Source organism: Pseudoalteromonas sp. UBA6610, from assembly GCF_002433295.1.
Lineage (GTDB): Bacteria > Pseudomonadota > Gammaproteobacteria > Enterobacterales > Alteromonadaceae > Pseudoalteromonas > Pseudoalteromonas atlantica.
The window spans coordinates 1-21,954 of record NZ_DJHW01000107.1; the positions used below are offsets into that span (position 1 = coordinate 1).

General features: G+C 41.6%; 20 protein-coding genes. 6 read left to right on the top strand and 14 right to left on the bottom strand.

Annotated elements, in window-relative coordinates:
- Positions 1–29: 29 nt before the first annotated feature.
- From acnA to B4F91_RS14365, 3 genes are all read right to left on the bottom strand, one after another.
- Complete coding sequence (gene acnA, locus B4F91_RS14355; protein WP_024031992.1) at positions 30–2,771, bottom strand: aconitate hydratase AcnA; 2,742 nt, start codon at positions 2,769–2,771, stop codon at positions 30–32.
- 218 nt (positions 2,772–2,989) lie between these two features.
- Complete coding sequence (locus B4F91_RS14360) at positions 2,990–3,418, bottom strand: hypothetical protein (RefSeq protein ID WP_096040991.1); 429 nt, start codon at positions 3,416–3,418, stop codon at positions 2,990–2,992.
- Positions 3,419–3,525: 107 nt separating this feature from the next.
- On the bottom strand, positions 3,526–3,909 hold the full coding sequence (locus B4F91_RS14365) for an RNA-binding S4 domain-containing protein (RefSeq protein ID WP_024031994.1): 384 nt from the start codon (positions 3,907–3,909) through the stop codon (positions 3,526–3,528).
- Positions 3,910–4,178: 269 nt separating this feature from the next.
- On the opposite strand from B4F91_RS14365, the gene B4F91_RS14370 reads away from it, so the two are divergent.
- Both B4F91_RS14370 and B4F91_RS14375 read left to right on the top strand, forming a co-directional pair.
- Complete coding sequence (locus B4F91_RS14370) at positions 4,179–4,481, top strand: hypothetical protein (protein ID WP_004589447.1); 303 nt, start codon at positions 4,179–4,181, stop codon at positions 4,479–4,481.
- Positions 4,482–4,563: 82 nt separating this feature from the next.
- Positions 4,564–5,229, top strand: coding sequence for a hypothetical protein (locus tag B4F91_RS14375; RefSeq protein WP_286938127.1), 666 nt, complete (start codon positions 4,564–4,566; stop codon positions 5,227–5,229).
- A gap of 9 nt (positions 5,230–5,238) precedes the next feature.
- Here B4F91_RS14375 and B4F91_RS14380 read toward each other — a convergent pair whose 3' ends face one another.
- From B4F91_RS14380 to glnA, 5 genes are all read right to left on the bottom strand, one after another.
- Positions 5,239–5,697 (bottom strand): cyclic nucleotide-binding domain-containing protein, encoded by a 459-nt coding sequence (locus B4F91_RS14380; protein WP_004589450.1) that lies wholly within the window; start codon positions 5,695–5,697, stop codon positions 5,239–5,241.
- Between the two features lie 28 nt (positions 5,698–5,725).
- Positions 5,726–7,111 (bottom strand): nitrogen regulation protein NR(I), encoded by a 1,386-nt coding sequence (glnG, locus tag B4F91_RS14385; protein WP_004589451.1) that lies wholly within the window; start codon positions 7,109–7,111, stop codon positions 5,726–5,728.
- A 15-nt stretch (positions 7,112–7,126) separates the two neighbouring features.
- Positions 7,127–8,197 (bottom strand): nitrogen regulation protein NR(II), encoded by a 1,071-nt coding sequence (gene glnL, locus B4F91_RS14390; protein ID WP_273589400.1) that lies wholly within the window; start codon positions 8,195–8,197, stop codon positions 7,127–7,129.
- Between the two features lie 89 nt (positions 8,198–8,286).
- A complete protein-coding gene (locus tag B4F91_RS14395; protein ID WP_024031997.1) occupies positions 8,287–8,799 on the bottom strand; it encodes a DUF4124 domain-containing protein in 513 nt (170 codons plus the stop codon).
- A gap of 131 nt (positions 8,800–8,930) precedes the next feature.
- On the bottom strand, positions 8,931–10,337 hold the full coding sequence (gene glnA, locus B4F91_RS14400; protein ID WP_024031998.1) for a glutamate--ammonia ligase: 1,407 nt from the start codon (positions 10,335–10,337) through the stop codon (positions 8,931–8,933).
- Between the two features lie 507 nt (positions 10,338–10,844).
- Between glnA and typA the strand changes: the two genes are divergently transcribed.
- Positions 10,845–12,668: a translational GTPase TypA gene (gene typA, locus B4F91_RS14405; protein WP_004589455.1), complete on the top strand. Its 1,824-nt coding sequence runs from the start codon at positions 10,845–10,847 to the stop codon at positions 12,666–12,668.
- An 833-nt stretch (positions 12,669–13,501) separates the two neighbouring features.
- Here the strand turns inward: typA and B4F91_RS14410 are convergent.
- From B4F91_RS14410 to B4F91_RS14420, 3 genes are all read right to left on the bottom strand, one after another.
- Positions 13,502–14,233, bottom strand: a complete 732-nt coding sequence (locus B4F91_RS14410) for a CBM9 family sugar-binding protein (protein ID WP_288635920.1) — start codon at positions 14,231–14,233, stop codon at positions 13,502–13,504.
- A gap of 63 nt (positions 14,234–14,296) precedes the next feature.
- The gene (locus B4F91_RS14415) at positions 14,297–15,388 is read right to left on the bottom strand and encodes an MBL fold metallo-hydrolase (protein ID WP_286938120.1); all 1,092 of its coding nucleotides are present in this window, start codon (positions 15,386–15,388) and stop codon (positions 14,297–14,299) included.
- A gap of 130 nt (positions 15,389–15,518) precedes the next feature.
- Entirely contained in the window at positions 15,519–16,175 is a 657-nt protein-coding gene (locus tag B4F91_RS14420; protein ID WP_004588426.1) for a DUF2959 domain-containing protein, read from the bottom strand.
- Positions 16,176–16,260: 85 nt separating this feature from the next.
- Between B4F91_RS14420 and B4F91_RS14425 the strand changes: the two genes are divergently transcribed.
- Positions 16,261–17,163, top strand: a complete 903-nt coding sequence (locus B4F91_RS14425; protein ID WP_029773504.1) for a virulence factor BrkB family protein — start codon at positions 16,261–16,263, stop codon at positions 17,161–17,163.
- Positions 17,164–17,601 (top strand): D-aminoacyl-tRNA deacylase, encoded by a 438-nt coding sequence (gene dtd, locus B4F91_RS14430; protein ID WP_286938118.1) that lies wholly within the window; start codon positions 17,164–17,166, stop codon positions 17,599–17,601.
- On the opposite strand, the gene B4F91_RS14435 is transcribed toward dtd, so the two are convergent.
- A complete protein-coding gene (locus B4F91_RS14435; protein ID WP_286938116.1) occupies positions 17,598–18,299 on the bottom strand; it encodes a spermidine synthase in 702 nt (233 codons plus the stop codon). The two genes, dtd and B4F91_RS14435, sit on opposite strands and share 4 nt — an antisense overlap.
- A gap of 431 nt (positions 18,300–18,730) precedes the next feature.
- Between B4F91_RS14435 and B4F91_RS14440 the strand changes: the two genes are divergently transcribed.
- Positions 18,731–19,624 carry a bifunctional GNAT family N-acetyltransferase/hotdog fold thioesterase gene (locus B4F91_RS14440; protein WP_024032005.1) on the top strand — a complete coding sequence of 298 codons (894 nt, stop codon included), beginning with the start codon at positions 18,731–18,733 and terminating at the stop codon, positions 19,622–19,624.
- Between the two features lie 72 nt (positions 19,625–19,696).
- On the opposite strand, the gene B4F91_RS14445 is transcribed toward B4F91_RS14440, so the two are convergent.
- Positions 19,697–20,731, bottom strand: a complete 1,035-nt coding sequence (locus B4F91_RS14445; protein WP_286938114.1) for a phospholipase A — start codon at positions 20,729–20,731, stop codon at positions 19,697–19,699.
- A gap of 209 nt (positions 20,732–20,940) precedes the next feature.
- Positions 20,941–21,954: succinylglutamate desuccinylase/aspartoacylase family protein (locus tag B4F91_RS14450; protein ID WP_288635923.1), on the bottom strand; the 1,014-nt coding region annotated here is incomplete at its 5' end.

A 21,954-nucleotide genomic window follows, 5' to 3' on the forward strand; every position in this document is an offset into this window, starting at 1 on the left:
CAACCTATTTCAGGACGGGACATATATGATTAGTCAAGCATGTTACGTAAAACGTATTGTAGAATACCGCCGTGCTTGTAGTAGTCCCACTCTTTAGGGGTATCTATACGTACATCGGCGCTAAAGCTGACTTTTTTGCCCTCAGCATTCGTGGCAATAATGCTCACTTCATTCGTTTTGTCGTACAAACCTTCAATATCAAACTGCTCTTGGCCAGTTAAATTTAATGATTCGTGGCTCTCACCCTCTTTAAATTGTAAAGGCAGTACACCCATACCAATGAGGTTAGAGCGGTGAATACGCTCATAACTTTGTGCAACCACCGCTTTTACACCTAATAAAAGCGAGCCTTTTGCTGCCCAGTCGCGTGATGAACCGGTACCGTATTCTTTACCAGCTAACACAATTAATGGTGTGTTACTCTTTTCATATTCCATTGCGGCATCGTAAATGCTGGCAAGCTTGTCATCAGGTTGGGTGCGAGTAACGCCACCTTCTGTACCTGGTGCGAGTAAGTTTTTAAGCCTAACGTTCGCAAATGTGCCTCGCATCATCACTTCGTGGTTACCACGGCGTGAACCGTACGAGTTAAACTGCGCTTTTTCTACGCCTTTTTCCTGTAAGTAAATACCGGCTGGCGCTTCAGCTTTAATGGCCCCCGCAGGAGAAATATGGTCTGTGGTTACTGAGTCGCCAAGTTTAGCTAAACAACGCGCCCCTTCAATTGTTGGCACGCCTGGTGGTTCAACGCTCATGCCCTCAAAGAATGGTGCTTTTTTAATGTAAGTTGAGCCATCATCCCAATCGTAGAGCTTACCATCAGGAATTTGGATTTTTTGCCAACGGCTGTCGCCTTCGTATACATTGGCATAGCTTTTTTCGAACATTTCTCTGGTTACCGTTTTTTGTACTAGTTCGCTGACTTCGCTCACGCTTGGCCAAATATTTTTTAGGTAAATATCGTTACCGTTTTCATCTTGCGCTAATGGCTCGTTGTATACATCTATGTCTGTACGCCCTGCAATGGCATACGCTACCACAAGTGGAGGCGAGGCTAAAAAGTTCATTTTAACGTCTTGGTGTATACGCCCTTCAAAATTACGGTTACCCGATAAAATAGAGCTTACAACTAGCTTATGCTTTTGAATAGCTTCGCTAATTTCATCTGCAAGCGGGCCTGAGTTACCTATACACGTGGTACAACCATAACCGACCAAGTTAAAGCCTAAGCTTTCTAGGTCATCCATTAGACCTGCTTTTTCAAGGTAGTCGGTTACCACTTGCGAACCGGGTGCAAGCGATGTTTTAACCCACGGTTTTACATTAATACCCAGCTGTTTAGCTTTTTGAGCCACTAAGCCTGCGGCTAAAATAACACTGGGGTTAGAGGTATTTGTACAGCTTGTAATAGCGGCAATAACACAGGCGCCATCGTTTAGTTCAAATTCTTGGCCTTTAAACTTCACTTTGGCTGCACCCATAAACTGCGCTTCGTCTACCGGTTCATCTGGGTTGGTTGTTGGGCCTTCACTTTCAATGCGCGCTTCTTCAATATCGCTTTTATCACGACGAGCCATACGCTCATCTTGGAAACCTTTTAGGTGCTGGCCTATCACATCACCGGCTTTATCAAGTGTAATTCTGTCTTGTGGGCGTTTAGGGCCTGCAAGGCTAGGTACTACGTCGTCTAATTTAAGCTCAAGGGTGTCTGTGTAATGTGCTTCGTCGCCTTCATGGCGCCATAAGCCTTGGTGTTTAGCGTAGTCTTCAATCAGTTTGAGGTGATCTTCATCGCGGTTCGTTAAACGCAGGTAGTTAATTGTTTCATCATCAATGGGGAAAATACCACATGTTGCACCGTACTCTGGCGCCATGTTGGCAATGGTTGCTCTATCGGCGAGCGGTAAATCAGCTAGGCCGTCACCATAAAACTCAACAAATTTACCCACTACGCCGTGGTTACGTAGCATTTCGGTAACGGTGAGCACTAAATCGGTAGCTGTGGTGCCCTCGGGTAAGCGGCCATTTAATTTAAAGCCCACTACCTGAGGAATAAGCAAGCTAATTGGTTGCCCAAGCATGGCTGCTTCGGCTTCAATACCACCTACGCCCCAGCCTAGCACACCTAAACCATTAATCATGGTGGTGTGCGAATCAGTCCCTACAAGGGTGTCTGGGTAGGCTATTGATTTTCCGTTTTCACTGTCGTTAAAAACAACACGCGCTAAAAACTCTAAGTTTACTTGGTGCACAATACCTGTAGCTGGTGGCACTACTTTTAAATTATCAAAAGCAGTTTGCCCCCAGCGTAAAAATTCGTAGCGCTCTTTATTTCGTTCGTATTCTAGCTTGGCATTTAAATCAAACGCACCGTCGTCACCATAGCCATCTACTTGTACTGAGTGGTCAATTACAAGTTCAGCAGGAGAAAGCGGATTTATTTTTGCAGGATCGCCACCTAGTTTTTCCATTGCATCACGCATGGCTGCTAAATCAACAATGGCGGGAACACCTGTAAAGTCTTGCATTACCACACGTGCCGGCGTAAAGGCTACCTCAGCTGAGGGCTTTGCTTTAGGGTCCCAGTCAAGAAGGGCTTGAATGTCTTGTTCTTTAATATTTACGCCATCTTCATTGCGTAATAGGTTTTCTAGTAATACTTTGAGAGAAAAGGGCAATCGCTTTGCTTTGTCGCCTAATCCTTTAAGTGAGTGAATATGGTATTGCTCGCCATTAATCGTTAATTGTTGTTGGGTGTCGAAACTATTCATTTTTTGCCCCTTTGATAGTTAGGATTATGTCCTTGATAAAATAACGTGTTTATTTGCCAATAGTTTGCAAAGTGCATACCAGAGATAATAAATATGACAAATCAGGCTAAAAAGCAGGTAGCGCAATGCATGTTTTTTAGACAGTACTAAGTATAGAAGTGCTACCTAAAATTGTTTTTTCAAGTAGCAAAATAATGAGTTTACAAAAGGGGGGGAGGTTAGTTCAACCAACCTTGTTGTTTGCTTTTTATGCTTAAATATAAAAGCAAAAACGCAATAACAATCACTAAAATAGGCATAAACACCGCGCTTACCCCCAGCATTTTAATGCTATTTATCACAATAAAATTATAAAATTGCTGAATAAATATCGCTACCAACGATAGCGCAAAGGTAGGCGTTGCAAATGCATTTTTGGCCAATAGTAGTATGCAGCCAAGGGTGCCACCAAATACCGCTACAGCAAACGCAATGGTAGACCATAAAGGCACGTTTGAATATGCAGCTTGTTGATCTAACGGAAGTTTACTTATCATCTCGGGGGTCATCATAAGGTGCATTATAAATGCAAACACACCTAATAAATTCCAGATAAGTGCTGCCCACAGGGCGGGTTTAAACCAATTGGGTGTGGCTGAGGTTGTCATATTATTACCTTGTTTTTATTGTATTTTACGAGGTAATTAAAGAGCAAAAAGGCTAACTGTTCAAGCTAGCCTATACATATAATAAAAACGGCACAAAGCGCTAAGGGCTAGCCAAATGAGATAGGGCGGCGCCCTGTATTTTCATCAACCTTTGGCTTTTTAGTGCGCTTTCTTTTATTTTTTGCCGGCTTTTGAGCTGTTTCATTAGGTGTTTTTTCTGGCTGTGGCTGGGTTGTTGCCACTGGGCGCTCTACAGGAGTCGCATCTTCACTTAAAGTGAGTTGAAAAAGCTCGCCATCAAATTCAAGTACATCGCCACTGTATAATTTTTTCCGTTTTATTGTACATATTTCATGGTTAACCCCAACATAGCCTTGCGCTATTAGGTTTTTAGCTTGGCCGCCACCTTCTACTAAATCGAGTACTTTTAGTAATTTACAAAGCTCTATAGGTTCTTCTTCAAGTTCAATTTCAATGTATTCTTCTGACATGGTTATCTCTGTTGGTGGCGCATAAGCAGCAAGTATAAAGGCTTGCACTGTTTTTTGCACCTAGCAAGCTCGCCCGAGTGGGATAAAAAAGAGTGATAAATATAAAACTTTTTTCAACTTTAAAAAAACTGCAGCATTTGATGCGTATGCTCTAGCAAAAATTTGGTGTGCTATTTGCTATTGCTTTGGCAAATAAAAAATCGTACCTAAAACATGGTAATTATTTCACCGTTTTAATTGTTTAGGTCTGCATATAATTGGAGCAGTAAATGGGCATAAGATTAGCAATGAAAAAAGAGCTAATGGGCTTAGATAATTCAGATATGCTGACAGCAGATGATGTAAGAGCTCACTTAGCTAACTCGGTAAAAACACAAAAAGAGCAAGATGAACGCGGCTTTTCGGTTATTTCTAAGTTTAACGATACGCACAGTCGGCTAATTAGTGGTGATCCACTTAAAAAATCAAAACTGGAATTTGAACGTCATCGCTTATTTAATGAAGTTTTATATACGCGCCAAAGTGTAGATGCCTGGTTAGACAGCCAAACAAATTATACCAACGTACAATAATACTTAATTAAGCACATGAGTATTAAGTTGCTATAGATAGTTTCCTCCAATAGACTACAATTGTAATCATTGGAGGGTCACTATGAAAAATGGCATTTTAATCTGTATGTGGGCGCTATTATTAACTGCGTGCCAACAACCTACCGTTTATGTTTTTAGTGAAAACTTGCAAGATGAGCAGCGCAAGCAGCTCGATGCTGCGCTAAAAGCACAAAATCTTCCTTATGAATACGTAGCGCTAGAAATCCCATCTACCTTTGGTGAGGCTACGTTACTCTTATCAAGCGATAAAATTTACCCAAAAGAAACTGAGCAGTTAGCTATTATTATGCAAGAGCTAGGTTATCAGCCTGAAATTAACTACACGACACGATCAAATCATTTTTATGGCGATGGCAATATTGGTTTTTATTTAAAGAGTACTGATGGAGAAGATGCTTTTACTATGCCGTCTCGGCTAAGAACAACTCATTGCAGCGACGATAAATACAATGATTTAGCGGTTAGATTTTCAAATGAACACGCTGACTTTACCTTACCCAGTGGCGCTGTTGTAAGGTTAGGTTGGGAGTTTTTATATGGTTATGTTGTTATTTATTATAAAACCTACTCGCAAACATATAGCCACTCACAGCCGCTTGTAGCGACGCCTTTTGGCGCCAAGCCATCCGATACGTATACATTTACGGCGCATGTTAATAACCCCAGCTGGCTTGATTGCTCGCTACAAATTGTTTATATGGACTGAGTGATAGAGTTAACCGTGGGTTTCTATGTGCTCACTCAGCTTTGCAATGCGCAGGCTCATACCTTCTATGATTCTATCTTTAATTTTTTCGCGTATTACATTAGGCAAGCGAGTAAGTGCCTCTGGGGTAATGGCAAGTACTATGGTGTCGGTTTTAGCACGAGCGCTCGTACTGCGCTCGCGGTTATTAATAAATGCGCCTTCACCGATAAACTCACCGGGCTCTATAGTGCCAAGCTCCAGTAAGTGGTTATGTTTAAAAACAAGTAACGCACCACTTAATACAATGTATAAGCGTTTGTCGTTATCGTATTGTTTAAATAAAAACTGATGCTGGTTAACTAAATACAATAACCCAAACGACTCTAGTAGCACTTGGCGTTCAGCAAGGGTGAAGTCTTTAAAAAAGTGCAATCTATTCACTATTTCCATTTGTTTAAATAATGGAATGTGTTCTATTAATTTCATCCTAGGGCCAACGAGTAACGGTTAGAAACTAGCTAATATTGCGCTCTTTTAATTTGCGGGTCAACGTGTTGCGCCCCCAGCCAATTTTTATGGCTGCATCTTGTTTATGGCCAGAGCAATTAGCCAGTGCTGTTTTTATAAGACGAGTTTCAAGCTGAGCTTGAATATCGGGCCAAATGTTTTCTTTACCTTGCTTTAGCTCTTGATTGAGCCATTGCTGAAACGCATCGAGCCAATCACCTTCTTGTTGAACAGGCGCTGCATCAATGATCTCTGGTGGTAGGTCTTGCTCACTTACTAATTCACCAGGGGCCATAACGGTCAACCAGCGACAGGTGTTTTCGAGTTGGCGCACATTACCAGGCCAGCTAAATAGCCTAAGCTGCTCTGTGGCTTTTGGGCTTAGTACTTTACTTTCTACTTGCAGGTCTTTTGCGCTTTTGTGTAAAAAGTGCTGCGCTAGGCGTTCAATGTCTTCAGTTCTTTCTCTAAGAGCCGGTAAACGAAGGCGTACAACGTTTAAACGATGAAATAAATCGTCCCTAAATTTACCCTGTTTTACTAAATCTTCTAAATTTTGATGCGTTGCAGCAATAATGCGTACATCTACTTTAATACTTTGGTGCCCGCCCACACGGTAAAATTCACCATCGGCGAGTACGCGTAATAAACGTGTTTGCACATCCAGTGGCATATCGCCAATTTCATCTAAAAACAGTGTGCCGCCATTGGCTTGTTCAAAGCGGCCTTTACGAACGCTATCGGCACCAGTAAATGCGCCTTTTTCGTGGCCAAATAGCTCAGACTCCACAAGCTCTTTTGGAATAGCGGCCATGTTTAATGCAATAAACTGGTTTTCTTTACGTGGGCTATGGTTATGTAAAGCGCTGGCTACAAGCTCTTTACCTGTGCCAGACTCACCATTAATTAGTACGCTCATACTTGAAGCCGACAGTTTACCTATCGCTCTAAACACTTCCTGCATCGCAGGGGCTTCGCCAATAATGTGCGCGCTTTTAGGTGGAACTTGTTTACGCTTAGTCTTTTTAGTTGAGTTTGCTCTACAGGCACTTTCGATTAATGCCACGGCTTCGTTTAAATCAAATGGCTTGGCTAAGTACTCAAACGCGCCTTTTTGAAATGCGTTAACTGCTGAGTCTAAATCTGAGTGGGCGGTCATTATAATAACCGGCAGCCCTGGGTTTTGCTCTGCTATGAGTTCAAGCAATGCCATGCCGTCCATGCCTGGCATCCGTACGTCAGATACCAACACGGTTGGTTGGCTAAATTTTAGCGCGCTTAACACGTCTTGCGCATTTGCAAAGCTTTCTGCTTCAAACCCTGCGCGTGTCAGCGCTTTTTCTAATACAAAGCGAATTGATGCGTCATCATCTACAAGCCAAACTGTTTTCATGCCAACTCCAAAACATTAATCTGCAAAAGGCAGATAGATATTAAATTCAGTATGGCCAGGCCAGCTATCACAGTCTATATAACCGTCGTGCTGATCTATGAGCGTTTGTGCGATTGAAAGCCCTAGCCCTGAGCCACCTTCTTTGTTGGTGATCATCGGGTAAAACAATGTTTCGCGAACGCTAGGGTCTATGCCTGGTCCATTATCAGAAACCTGGATCAACAAGGCTTTTTTAGGGGCTTTTCCGGGGCGGCGATACTGATGATTAATGCGGGTTTTTATTTTTATTTCACCGCCATCAACTAACGCCTGTTGAGCATTGCGTACAATATTAAGTACAACTTGCTGAACCTTGCCTTGGTCAATAAACACATCAGGGATACTTGGGTCGTAATCTTTAACTAGACTAATATTTTTACAATTATCTAATGTGCTTAATTTAACAACCGACTCAAGTGTTTGGTGAATATTGCCATACGACTTTTGCGGAAGCTGATTTGGCCCAAGTAGCCTATCAACTAATTCGCGTAATCGGTCGGCTTGCTCAATTATAAGCTCAGCGCATTCGTCCCTTTCTTGTTGATCTACCTCATACTGCAATAACTGCGCCGCTCCGCGTATTCCCCCTAAAGGATTTTTAATTTCGTGGGCAAGCCCTCTAATTAAATTTCGTGCCGCTTGATATTGATGCATTTGGTTAGAGGCTTTGTCGTGTTTTATTTCTTCATCGGTTTTACGACACTCAAGTAAAATATAGCGTTCGTTTTTAAACTTAACTTGGCGCGATGTAATAGCTATTTTTGCATGGCGAGAATCTATAAAGACCACGTCAGCTCTGTGCTGGCTGCAATCTACACCATCAACAAGTGAGTACTGGGCTATGCGCTCTAAATCCACAGAATGGTAATTAAATAAGCTGTTAAAGGTTTGCCCAATAATGCGCTTTTTACCCAAGCCGAGTAGTTCGCTGGTGCTGGTGTTGGCATAAACAAGGGTAAAATTTTTATCAAGTAACATGACCGATGTAGTTTGATTTTGCCAAATGGCATTGAGAAGTTCAGGGCTAAAATTTTGTTCGTTTGACATCTTTGCACCACTTTAGTGCGTTAATATTTGCAAGCAAGTTTTAATCAGTAAATACTGCTGCGCTAATTTTGCTTCATGAGACATTGTACTTAGTTTACAGCCTTTCTTTGCATCACAAAGGTACTGGGCTGACTGATAGCAATGGCTTGATTTTGTTTATTATAAAGTTTGAGATACAAAGTATGAGCTCCGTTTTCTACGTCGCGTATAGCAAACGTTGATAAATCGCTTGCGGGCCCATAAGCGTTACCGTTTAAAAATAGCTGTATGGTAAAGCCAGCTTCAAAACGCGGTGTTATGCGGCTTGTTACGTACACCGAGCCGGTGTTTTCGCGTACGGTTTGGTTATGTGTAGGCGACGATATCATAATTTGAAAACGGTTAGGGTGCGTTGGTTGTGGTGAACCAGGGGTGTGTTTATCGGTTTCAGACAGGGTAAGATCTTGGCTGCTTAGTTTTATTTCGTGCGCGCCACTACGTGGTGTATCTGAGAACACTAAAACACCATTTTTATCTTTCCAAGCATAAATTTTCTTATTGCCTGCATAACTATAAATGCTTAATCCTAAAGCAAAAAATAGTAATAATATCCTGTAATTCACATTGCTACCCTGCATATTTTGTAATTACATAACTTTAGTGGAGATAACCCTAATTTACCATAAAAAAAGCCCGCTAAGCGGGCTTGAGAACACACATTTATTATCTTATCGATAATTTTGTCTACGGCGTATTAAACACTGTAGTACATTTCAAACTCAACTGGGTGAGTTGTCATGTTAAGTTTTTCAACTTCTTGAGATTTAAGTGCAATGTATGCATCGATTAAATCATCAGTAAATACGCCACCTTGCGTTAAGAATTCACGGTCAGCACTAAGTGCTTCTAGCGCTTCATCTAGTGAAGATGCAACTTGTGGAATTTCTGCTGCTTCTTCTGCTGGTAGGTCGTATAAATCCTTATCCATAGCATCGCCAGGGTGGATCTTGTTTTTGATACCGTCAAGGCCAGCCATAAGCATTGCAGAGAAAGCAAGGTATGGGTTAGCAGTTGGATCTGGGAAGCGTACTTCGATACGACGACCTTTTTCAGATGGTACAACTGGGATACGGATTGATGCAGAACGGTTACGTGCAGAGTATGCAAGCATTACCGGTGCTTCAAAACCTGGTACTAAACGTTTGTACGAGTTAGTTGAGGCATTTGCAAACGCATTGATTGCTTTAGCGTGCTTAATAATACCGCCAATGTAGTAAAGTGCATCTTCAGAAAGACCACCGTACTTATCACCAGCAAAAAGGTTAACACCGTCTTTTGCTAAAGATTGGTGACAGTGCATACCAGAACCGTTATCGCCTACAACAGGCTTAGGCATAAATGTGGCCGTTTTTCCGTAAAGGTGAGCCATGTTATGAATAACATATTTCATCTCTTGGATTTCATCCGCTTTTAATACCATTGTATTAAAGCGAGTTGCGATTTCGTTTTGACCCGCTGTTGCAACTTCGTGGTGATGCGCTTCTACTACTTGGCCTAGTTCTTCAAGTACTAAACAAGTAGCTGAACGCCAATCTTGTGAAGAGTCAACTGGTGAACATGGGAAGTAACCACCTTTAACACCTGGGCGATGACCTGTGTTACCACCTTCGTAGTCTTTATCAGAGTTCCATGCTGCTTCAACAGCATCAATTTTGTACATAGAACCTGACATATCTGACTTGTATTTAACATCATCAAATAGGAAGAATTCTGGCTCAGGGCCAAATAAAACTGTATCTGCGATACCGGTAGATTTCATGTACTCTTCAGCGCGTTTAGCAACTGAACGAGGGTCACGCTCGTAGCCTTGTAGTGTAGATGGCTCTACAACATCACAACGTACGATTAGCGTAGCTTCTTCTGTGAATGGGTCTAATTTTACTGAATCAGCTACTGGCATAAGTACCATGTCTGATTCGTTAATGCCTTTCCAACCTGCAATTGAAGAGCCGTCGAACATTTTGCCGTCTTCAAAAAAATCTTCATCTACTTGGTGATGAGGAATAGAAACATGTTGTTCTTTACCTCTAGTATCAGTAAAGCGTAAATCAATGAACTTAACGTCATTTTCTTTAATAAAATCTAAAACCGATTGTGACATGTGTCCTCCAACTGTTGGGTTTTATTATTGCTGCATTAAATGCTTTGGTTTTTTAGTAAGCCGATTTTATGCCATTATTTTAACTTGCTGTTTATTAAGTTAAAAATTATGGTTGCACAAAAGTGGTCACGGGCTTTGCACTTTTATGGTGCGTAAAATATCCACATTGGTGCAAAAATTTCACGCTCGATTTTGCACGTATTTTAATCACCTAAATCAGCTTAACTTAAATAGTAAATAGTGCCAAAGCAATCAACAAATTAGCTAAAAAACGACAATTTATGTAATTTGTCGAAATTTATTTCATATAATTGTCATATAAAAAACAGATACTTAGTAAAAGTATTAAGAAAGTTTTTAAAATTGTATTGGATAAACTTTCATCCATGTCATTAATGAGGGATAATATGCGCCCTTTTAAATCCTATGCTGGGACATCTGGTGAAAACGCAGATGAGTGCGTAGATCTTGCAGGATCAATGAGAATAAACTTCTCTGAGTAAAAATATGAGCATCGAACAGTTAAGAAATATAGCGATTATCGCGCACGTTGACCACGGTAAAACGACATTGGTTGACAAACTACTTGAGCAATCAGGTACATTAGAAACACGCGGCGGTAACGAAGAGCGTGTGATGGACTCAAACGACATTGAGAAAGAACGTGGTATTACCATTTTGGCTAAAAACACAGCCATTTCTTGGAAAGACTACCATATCAATATCGTAGATACCCCGGGACACGCCGATTTTGGTGGTGAAGTTGAACGCGTACTTTCGATGGCTGACTCAGTATTATTACTTGTTGATGCTCAAGAAGGTCCAATGCCGCAAACGCGTTTCGTAACGCAAAAAGCATTCGCGCAAGGCTTAAAGCCAATTGTTGTTATCAACAAAATCGACAAGCCAGGTGCACGTCCTGATTGGGTTATGGATCAAATCTTTGATTTATTCGACAACCTTGGTGCAACTGACGAACAGCTAGACTTTAAAGTAATCTACGCTTCAGCAATCAACGGTTGGGCTACACTAGATTTAGACGAGCCGTCTGACAACATGGAACCTATGTTCCAAATGATCGTTGACGAAGTATCACCACCGGATGCAGATCCTGAAGGTGACTTCCAAATGCAGATTTCTCAGCTTGATTACAACTCTTATAAAGGTGTAATCGGTATCGGCCGTATCAAACGTGGTTCTGTTGTGCCTAACCAGCAAGTAACGATTGTTAGTGCTGATGGCTCTACACGTAACGGCAAAATTGGTTCAGTACAAAGCTACCTAGGTCTTGAGCGTATCGAAACAGATAAAGCTTACGCTGGTAACATTGTAACGGTAACAGGTCTTGGCGAGCTTAAGATTTCAGATACTGTTTGTTGCCCTAACAACGTTGAAGCATTACCACCACTAAGTGTTGATGAGCCAACAGTAACAATGACGTTCTCTGTAAATAACTCTCCTTTCTGTGGTAAAGAAGGTAAGTTTGTAACATCACGTAATATTCGTGAGCGTTTAGACAAAGAATTAGTACATAACGTTGCACTTCGTGTTGCTGATACTGACAACCCAGATAGCTTCCGCGTATCGGGCCGTGGTGAATTACACCTTGGTATCTTAATCGAAAACATGCGTCGTGAAGGTTATGAGCTAGCTGTATCTCGTCCAGAAGTAATCTTACGCACTGTTGATGGCGTATTAGAAGAACCGTATGAAACACTAACAATTGACTGTGAAGAAGAGCATCAAGGTTCTATCATGGAGCAAATTGGTCTTCGTAAAGGTGAACTTACTGATATGGCACCAGATGGTAAGGGCCGTATGCGTTTAGACTTTATGATCCCAAGCCGTGGCTTAATCGGTTTCCAAACTGAGTTCATGACGTTAACTTCAGGTTCTGGTTTACTTTACCATACATTCGATCACTACGGTCCGCACAAAGGTGGCGAGCTAGGTGTTCGTAAGAACGGCGTAATGATTGCAAATGCTACAGGTAAAGCACTTACTAACGCATTATTCAACTTACAAGAGCGTGGTAAATTATTCATCGGTCACGGTGTTGAAGTTTACGAAGGTATGGTTATCGGTATTCATAGCCGCGATAACGACCTTACAGTTAACGCCCTTAAAGGTAAGCAACTTACTAACGTTCGTGCATCTGGTACAGATGAAGCACAAACATTGACGCCACCATTGAACTACACACTAGAGCAAGCGCTTGAGTTCATCGATGATGACGAGTTAGTAGAAGTAACACCTGAGAACATTCGTATTCGTAAGCGTCACTTAACTGAAAGTGAGCGTAAGCGTGCGGGTCGAGCTCCAAAATCATAATCTATTAATTTAGAGTAATGGTTTAAAAGCCGCTGTATTGCAAAATACAGCGGCTTTTTTGTGGGTTAAAACAAGAGTTGTCAGTTGTAAGTTATCAGCGATCAGTTTAGAACGGCGCAGCTAAATAGGCTGGTCTAAGCTGAAAGTCAGTAGGCTATATAAACCTGCAACAATGCATAGTGGTAGTGCGTGTTGGTAGGGTGCTTTTTCGTTGGGTTTCGCTACGCTCAACCCAACCTACTTCTCAACTATTTATTAGTAGTTACTCTTTGGCGGTTGAGTGGTTTTTCCAAATACGTGAGTGTTTATAGTTCGTTCTATAGTGAAACTGCCACAATGTGTTTATCTCTAAAAGCGCAGCGCCTCTTATCCTCTTTGTGAATAATTCACTTAAAAAATATTTGCACAAAGAGAAGGAAGTGAGAAGTAAAAGAGTCAGATCTTAATCAATCGATAATGCAAAGCATCTGTAATTGATGGTAGGGGTTTTTTTCGTTGGGTTTCGCTACGCTAGGCTCAACCCAACCTACTGCTCAACTATTTATTAGTAGTTACTTTTTGGAAGTAGTGTGATTTTTCCAAATACGTCAGTGTTTATAGTTCGTTCTATAGTGAAATTGCCACAATGTGTTTATCTCTAAAAGCGCAGCGCCTCTTATTCTCTTTGTGAATAATTCACTAAAAAAATATTTGCACAAGGAGAAGGGAATGAGAAGTAAAAGAGTCAAAGCTTAATCAATCGATAATGCAAAGCATCTGTCATTGTTGGTAGGGTATTTTTTCGTTGGGTTTCGCTACGCTCAACCCAACGTTTTCAATTATTTTATTGGTAGTTACTTACTTTTTGGTAGCAGGGTGATTTTGCCAAAGACATCTGCGTCTATAAAACCACGGTTTCTGTCGCCATTGACTGGCTGTACTTCGTGAGAGCCCATAAAGTGCTCGCGTACTTCGCTGCCATCGTTATCGCAATACGCTAGCATAAAACCAATGACTTGTTTTTCATTAAGCGTGATGGGCGTGTTTACAGCGCCTTCTTGGTAATCGTTAGGGTAGAGCTTTATAGCAACTTCCCAGGTGATGTTATAAGGGGCTTGGGTATTACGCTTCCAGTTACTTGTTAAGTGGTCGGTGTATAGATGGGCTTTTTTATCGGGGCCGTAATCGGCGGCTTGGTTATCAAGGCCAATATGATATGCCAACGCGGTATGGTTAAACTGGTGAATACCGCCTGAGGCGTCGCTATCGATAAAAATTTCCAGCGCATCGTCATCCCAATATTTTATGGTCGGGTCTGGGTGCGTATCAATAAGTACATCGTCAGTTATATCAGCTTGTAAATACAGGTAGTTTTTATCCCACAGCAGGCGGTAGCGGCCTTTAAAGTCGGCATCTGATGAGGGCAAGGTGCCATCCATTAAATACGGCATATCATGCCACGTTGCTTTATCCCATGCGCTTTCAGATACGCCATCAATAGTAATAGGGGTCGATGTGTGCGCTACATCAATGGCCATTACTGGGGCGCTTAATAAACAGCTTAAAGCTAATGCGTGTTTTTTCATTAATTTCTCAATGTTAATATGTATTTAGATATTACAATCATCCTAAAACAGTTCAGCAATGAGTTACAGTGAAATACTTTCGCCTTCGTTTAAAATATATAAAGGTGTGGTTGAAGCCATTTTATTGTGCGTATAAAGCAACCTTAACAGTGCTGAATGGCTTGTCCGGTCGCCCATTTTCCAGCTTGAGTTACCATAGCCCCACGGTATCATTACTTTACAGTTAAGGTCACTAGCTGCATTTACAGCATCCTCTGGTGTGGTGTGTACATAACGATACCAAGTAGGGCTGTCTTCACTGTAATACGAGGCTATGGGCAGTAGGCATATGTCTATATCGCCATACTTTTGCTGAATGTCTTTAAAGTGTTTTGAGTAGCCGGTATCGCCTGCAAAAAACACGGTACTGCCGTTTTGCTCAAGCAACCAGCCATTCCATAGGTCTTTATCGTTATCTTCGTAAATAAAGGGTACCAATACACGGCTACTAAAGTGGTGCGCTGGTAGGGCATGAATCGTTAAATCATCAAGCTGTGTTTTTGCGTACCAGGCCATTTCGCTAATGTTATAGCCACCAGTAGGGAAGTTGTCGGCCATACCTAATGGCGTTAAGTAGCGAGGTTTATTACCAAGCTCTTCTATATCGGCTTTATTAAAGTGATCGTAATGAATATGCGAGTACATCACTGCACTTAGGTTTTTAAGCTCGTTTTGTGTAAGCCAATCGCCGGGTTGCCTGTAAAACCCTGAGGCTAACCTAAAGGCTAAATCAACAGGTGAGTCGAACTGCTCTTTTACAGGATCAAATAGCACGTGTTGTCCGTTAGGTGTGCGGATCATAAACCCAGCGTGCCCTAACCAGCGCACGGTAAAGCCCGTATTTAAATTAATTGGCTTTTGCTCAGCAATAAATTGGCAACCTTCAGCGTCTTGTTTGCATTGTAATTTAGGGCTTGGCGGGTAGCAGCCGGTTTCGCAGGTGGTGGGGTAGGTTTTTTTGCCAGGGTAGAGGTTATAAAAGCGTCCTTTTCGCTCGCCTGTTTGATGCTGCGGGGTAAGCGTGCTTTCCCCTGCAATCACCTCAATGCGATTAGCGGTTTCGCAAGCGCTAAGCAATCCACAAATAAATACAAGGCTGGTGGTTTTTAGTTTCATTGTTGCTATCTATTATTATTTTTATAAAAGTATAACAACATCAAAAGATTAACAAATAGTTCAAAGGTAACAAAACGTAACAACAAAAAAGCCTGCAATATGCAGGCTTTGTTAGGCAGATTTTAATTGATTAGCCAGCGCTATTCATTTGCTCTATAAACTTGTTTGAATCGGCAATTGATTTATTCATGTCGTTCATCAGCACTTGAATATCACGCTTTAAATTAGTGAATTCGCCTTTAATAGCGGCAACCGCTTGTGCGTTTAAGTTATGCTTTAAGTACAGTACGTTATCTTGTAAAGACGATAGCACTGGCTCCATTTTGCTCTCTGCACTGCGCATAGAGCGTAGTAACTGGCTAAATTGGCGTTGTGTAGCCGCTAGCTTTTTACTGCTTTCGCGCTTAAGCGACGCGCTTTTGTATTGCTCAAGTTCATCGCTCCATTCATCAAATAAAGCTTCTGCTACATCTTCAACTTTATTAATATTGCTCGATACTTCATTAGCGGCTGCTAAGCTCGACTCATAATCATCGTTAAGTTGATTGTAGGCATCTTGTAACTCGCCGCCATCAAAATTAATTAAAGTTGTTAGGCGCTCAAGTGCTGATTGAAATTCTTCTTGCGACTCTTCTTGTGAATCTTTGGTTTCTTCTACGCGGTCAATAAGAATGTCGCGCTTATGTACACCTACTTTTTCCATTGCAGAATAATAGGCCGACTGACAGCCCGATAAAGTAAGCGTAATGGCCAGTACCGAGGCGCTAAGTAATGTTTGTTTTTTCATTTGGATCCCTATTTACCAGTAAGTGCTGTAAATTATGGTGCTGATTGCTATCATAATCAAAATTCGATTAGCACAAGTCAATTGTATGAATGATAAGCTCTCCCTTTATAAACAGCAAGCTATCTCCTTTTTAAGGCAACAGCCAAGCTGGTGGATGCAGTACGTTAACCGCTGTATAGACGATCAAATAACAGTGAATGCAGGCTACCTTGCCTATGTTACTTTGCTTTCTTTAGTGCCTTTGATAGCGGTAGGCGTGGCAATATTTTCGGCCTTCCCGGGGTTTGAGTCGACCCGCATAGCCATAGAAAGCTTTTTGTTTACTAACTTTGTACCTACCTCATCTGATGTTATTAAAGAGCATATAAGCTCCTTTGCTGGCAATGCGAACCAAATGACCGCCGTGGGTATTGGCTTTTTAGCGGCGATTGCATTGCTGCTTATACGTAATGTTGATGCCACGCTTAATCGCATTTGGCGTATTAAGAAAAAACGCCCCATGATGATCTCTTTTGCGGTTTATTGGATGGTATTGAGCTTAGGCCCCGTACTGCTAGGCGCAAGTATTGGTGTTACATCGTATATTGTTTCGTTAGTGTCGTTTGCCGATCAGGGCATTCCTGGGTTTAGTGGCTTTTTGTTAAAGCTGGTGCCTTATGGCTTTTCGATGATTGGCTTTTTAATGTTATACACTTTAGTGCCTAACACGCCTGTATCTATTCGGGCTGCGCTACCGGGGGCTCTTTTTGCGGCAGTATTATTTGAGCTGACTAAAAAAGGCTTTGCGCTTTATATTAGCCACTTTCCATCGTACGAAGTAATTTATGGCGCTGTTGCGACTATTCCTATTTTATTTGTGTGGGTGTATTTGTCGTGGGTGGTGGTGCTATTAGGGGCCGAATTTACCGCCTGTATAAGCCCTAATCATGTACCACAAACACCAGAAATAGACATTGATGAAGAACTAAAAACAGAGGAACGCAGTTAAATGCAAGGCTTAATACAACGTGTAAAAAGTGCCAAAGTAGAAGTTAACGACCAAGTTATAGGTGAAATTGGCCAAGGTATATTATTGTTACTCGGTGTTGAAAAACCAGATGATGAGCAAACCGCCGACAAACTATTGCATAAGGTAAGTAATTACCGAATATTTACCGATGAAAACGACAAAATGAACTTAAGCCTAAAAGATATAGGCGGTGAGTTACTCGTGGTGTCGCAATTTACATTAGCGGCTGATACTAAAAAAGGCATGCGCCCAAGCTTTTCATCGGCAGCCACACCTAGCCAAGCTAACGCGCTTTACGAGTACTTTGTAACTCAAGCTAAAGCGCAGGGTATTAGTGTTGCCACGGGAGAGTTTGGCGCCGATATGCAAGTGAGCTTGTGTAACGATGGACCTGTTACGTTTAACTTATCGGTTTAATTACCAAGTTTAGTAACAATAATAATATGATTTACAAAGCCCGCAATTTTATGCGGGCTTACTTTTACGCCAAACACATTAAATAGTAATTGCTGTAACTGAATTAACTGCGACTCATGTTGCGACAAAAAGTTAATAAATAACGTGCCACCTGCGTTTAGCGCATCGTATATTTTTTGATAAAAAGCGCGTTCAAACAAAAATCGTGGTGCATCTATTTGGCTAAATAAATCAAGAATAATCCAGTCATGGTTATGTGCCTTGCTAAGTACATTTTGCGCGTCATCACACTGCACGTCACTTTGGTTTTTAAGAGCGAAAAAATCTGTATAGCAGGCAATTATATCTGCATTTTTTTCAACTGATGTTACGTGTGCCTGCGGGTAAGTGTATTGTAAGTAATTACGTATAGCGCCACCGCCAAGGCCAAGTTCTAACACGTGATTTGGTGGTGCTAAGGTTTGCCACTGTTTAGCTAAATAGGTTAAATGTGGAAATAGTAAGCGCTGTGGATTGTTAAGCTCTACCACCGATTGCAACGTATCGTTAATCAGCAGCCAGCGGAGCTGACCGGATTGGCGAACCTGTATGTGATCGCCTGCATATTTATGCCAGTAAACTAGTTGCCCAATATCTTGGCTGTGACTAATAAAGTGGCTACTCACTACACCCGTTAAAGGGTTTATAAAATCGCTCATAACATTAAGGGCCTGTTGACCTTTCAGGATTAAAGTTTGTTCAATCTAGGGGCGATTTAATCGCGGCGCGAGATTTGTAACCTGGTGGGCTAGGTAACTGCTCCTGCGTTACTCTACTGGCTTACACCCATGTAGGCAACAAAGAGTAAATTTCCCCTAGGCAGAACCCTTCGCTCAGTGCATGTTCAATCTCTAAAGGCCCAGCATAAACTAGCTGATGCGATGGGTAAAACAGTTATTTTTTCGCTTGCTTACCAAAGTCGTATTGGCAGTGTTTAAAAGATGGAGTATGGTATTTGCCATAATAATTCCAACCAACTTAATCTTTAATTTTCTAATGTAAAAACCAATGTGCAGGTTAAAGAGTTATTCAGTTGGATTACATGCCGTAGCCTTTATTTTTTATTTACGGCAAAACAACAGGAGTATATATGTTTCAAGTAACTACACCGCAGAGCAGCGAAGACTGGCAAGCGTACTATCAATTACGTTGGGAAGTACTACGTGCGCCTTGGAATGAGCCTCGTGGCTCTGAACAAGATGATATGGAACAAGACTCAGAGCATCGCTTTATTAAAAATAACAACGGTGATGTGCTTGGTGTGGCCCGTTTACACTTTAACAACCATGAACAAGCGCAAGTACGTTACATGGCCGTAGCCGAAGGCAACCGTAACCAGCATATTGGTAGCCGTTTATTACACGAGCTTGAAAAAATAGCATGGACGCAAAATGCAGGCGAATTAGTGTTATTTGCTCGCGAGCGTGCGCTTGAGTTTTATAAGCGCCACGGCTACGAGCTAAAAGAAAAAGCCCACTTAGCGTATGGCGATGTACAACATTTCAAAATGATTAAGCAAAAGCCTAGTGAGCCGGGTTGGTTTCGCCACCCTGATTGGACGCAAGTACTGCAAAATATTTGGCGTGAATCAATCCCAATTAGTGATGCAATGGGTATAAAAGTAGAAAGCTACACAGATTGGCAGTTTACAACGCGTGCTGATTTAGACGCTAACTTAAATTTACACAACACTATGTTTGCAGGCTCTATATACAGCTTAGCAACCTTAACCGGCTGGGGCGCAACGTACTTAGCGCTTAAAGAGGCAGGGCTTGAGGGCAATATTGTATTAGCCGATGCCACTATAAAATACTTAAAACCACTTAATACCGACCCACGCGGTTGTGTTGATGTGCAAACCTGTAAAGGTAAGCTCAGTGAGCTGGAAACAACAGGCAAAGCAAGCTACGTAGTACCTGTTACTATATTTGATGGCAGCGATGTTGTTGCAGAGTTTGAAGGGGTGTTTGCCGTTAAAAAATAACGAGTAACGCTTTAATAAAAAAGCCAAGCACTTTATAAAAGGGCTTGGCTTTTTTTATGGTGTATTAATAAATTATAGTAAATCGGTAAGTAATATACCTACACCAATACGCTCTACATCAGCGTTATAATCAATTAGGCTCTCACCGTAACCGTTAAAGTATTGCGCGTAGCCACGTAAACGACCCCAAAGCGGGAATGACCAATCTAGTTGAAGTGCACCACGGTTATCTGAATTTAAATTGTTGCGAGTCATAAAGCTAAACTCGTGATCGTGATAACGATACGCCCCGCCAAATTCAAAGTAACCCATGTATTTGTAAATATCTGGATTGTCGTCGCCATCGGCTTCTAATATATTGTCTTTTTCATCCTCGGCAATGCGATACCAAGGTTTAAAGCTAAATACAAAACCGCTCTTTTCCCATATAAAATCGGCGTAAATTCGGTTCCATGAACGAGAGTTTGGCTGGCTGCGGCCATTAGATTGGTGCGAAATACCCAGCGCTATGGCCATTTCGTCGCCCCAAAGTACGTTTTCTTGGTCTAGGTAGTTTACCCAAAATATTTCTGGTTCGTAGTTGGTTTCACGAAACGGAGAAGAAATCTCTGAGTTATAAATCTGCCAATACGACTGCAAAGTAAAGCCAAAAAATATGGCTTGGTCTTCATCTGCAAAATCATCGTACAGTGGCACTTTAATAGAAAGCTGGTATTTAGCCTCTAGGTTATCAAGGGGTTCGCCATTTTCTTCATCTGTTAGCTCGTCAAAGCCATCAAACGGGCGATCGTTAGGGTGCGAGACATACGATAAAGGTAAAATGTAGTTACGTTTATGCGGCGTAATTACGTTACGATTTTTTTTGCTTACCTCTTCGCGAGCCTTGCGTTTATCAAGTGCGGTAAGTTGTTTGTTTTCTTCAAGGGCGGAACACTTTGTACGCAGCTGGTCTAAGGTTTGCTTACCATCGCCACCAATTACTTCATTTAAAATACATTGCTTAACTAGCTCTATGTCGTTGTCTTGTTCATTTTTTTTAACCTCTTGTTGGGCAAAAGAGGGTGTGCTTAGTAAAGCCGTAACTGCAATCCAATAACGCCAGCTCATTGTTTATTCCTTTGAGAGTAAGGTAGATTTATAAATTATAACGTGTTTTTACATTTGTAACGGTGAACTTTCACTGAATTTACACTTATTTGATTACCTTACGTTTACACCGTTATCACAGATCAAAAAAAGCGGCATATAGCCGCTTATATTGTAAGTTAGTTAACTTACTCTCACGCAATGAGAAGGGGGAGTTATAGCGCGGTGCGTTATAACTCAAATACGTTAGTAAAAAACTTATAAAGTTCAGTGCCTTGGTTTACGCTTGCTGAGGCAAAATGCAAAATAGCAATTGCATCGCAATCGAGGCTTAATGTTTGTAGGGGCTGCTCAGTTAAATAGCGCTCCATGCGTAATATATGGGCTATTGGCTCACCTGCCTTTATGTGTGCGCCTAACGGGGCAACATACTCAACCATGCCGCCAATCGGCGCATAATAAGCAAAGTAGTCATCTAAATGGCACGCATAACGGGTCATCTGCTTAGGTTGATGCGCTGCATCTACCAATACATTTTTATGGTTCAAATAGCTTAAAATGCTGTTTGCATCGTCAAAGGCGGCTGCTAAATCTATTTTTTCTTGGCTGCCTAGCTCTACTGTAAAGGCTTCAACCTGTACATTGAAGTCCCTGCCTTGCGCACTAAGTGCATCACTTAGATGCCACCATGGGCAAAAGCTAGCTTCATCCATTGCGCCATCAAAGTCGCTTGGAATAAGCAGTACGTGTTCAATATTAAAATAACGTGCGCTGTCGCTGGCATACGTTGGACAGTACAGATGCTTACTTGAAATAGGCCCCGTGTGTAAGTCGAGCACGATATCGGCTTGATGCGCAAGCTTTTGCAGGTTAAGCGCAATGCGTTTACCGGTATTGAGTAAATAAGCTGGGCCGTTAAGTTTGGCATCTATTTCATCAAGCAGGGCTTTTTTAAAATTACTTTTTAAAGCTGCATCGTCGTACTGGCTATGCTCGTGTGCAAACTGGGTGACTAAATCACTATTGTAGTGATACATACGGTTCCAGTTAGTGCCAGTAATAGGGTCGAATCGGCCAAGGGTAAATTCCCCTGATTTTTGATTACAACCTATAGGGTTAGCATAAGGTACTAAGGTAATGTCGCCTTTTAAATTGAGCTGTTTTAACTGCTCTAGCAGCTGAAAAATAACCGCGTTACCTTGTACCTCGGCGCCATGCATATTGGCTTGAATATACACGCTTGG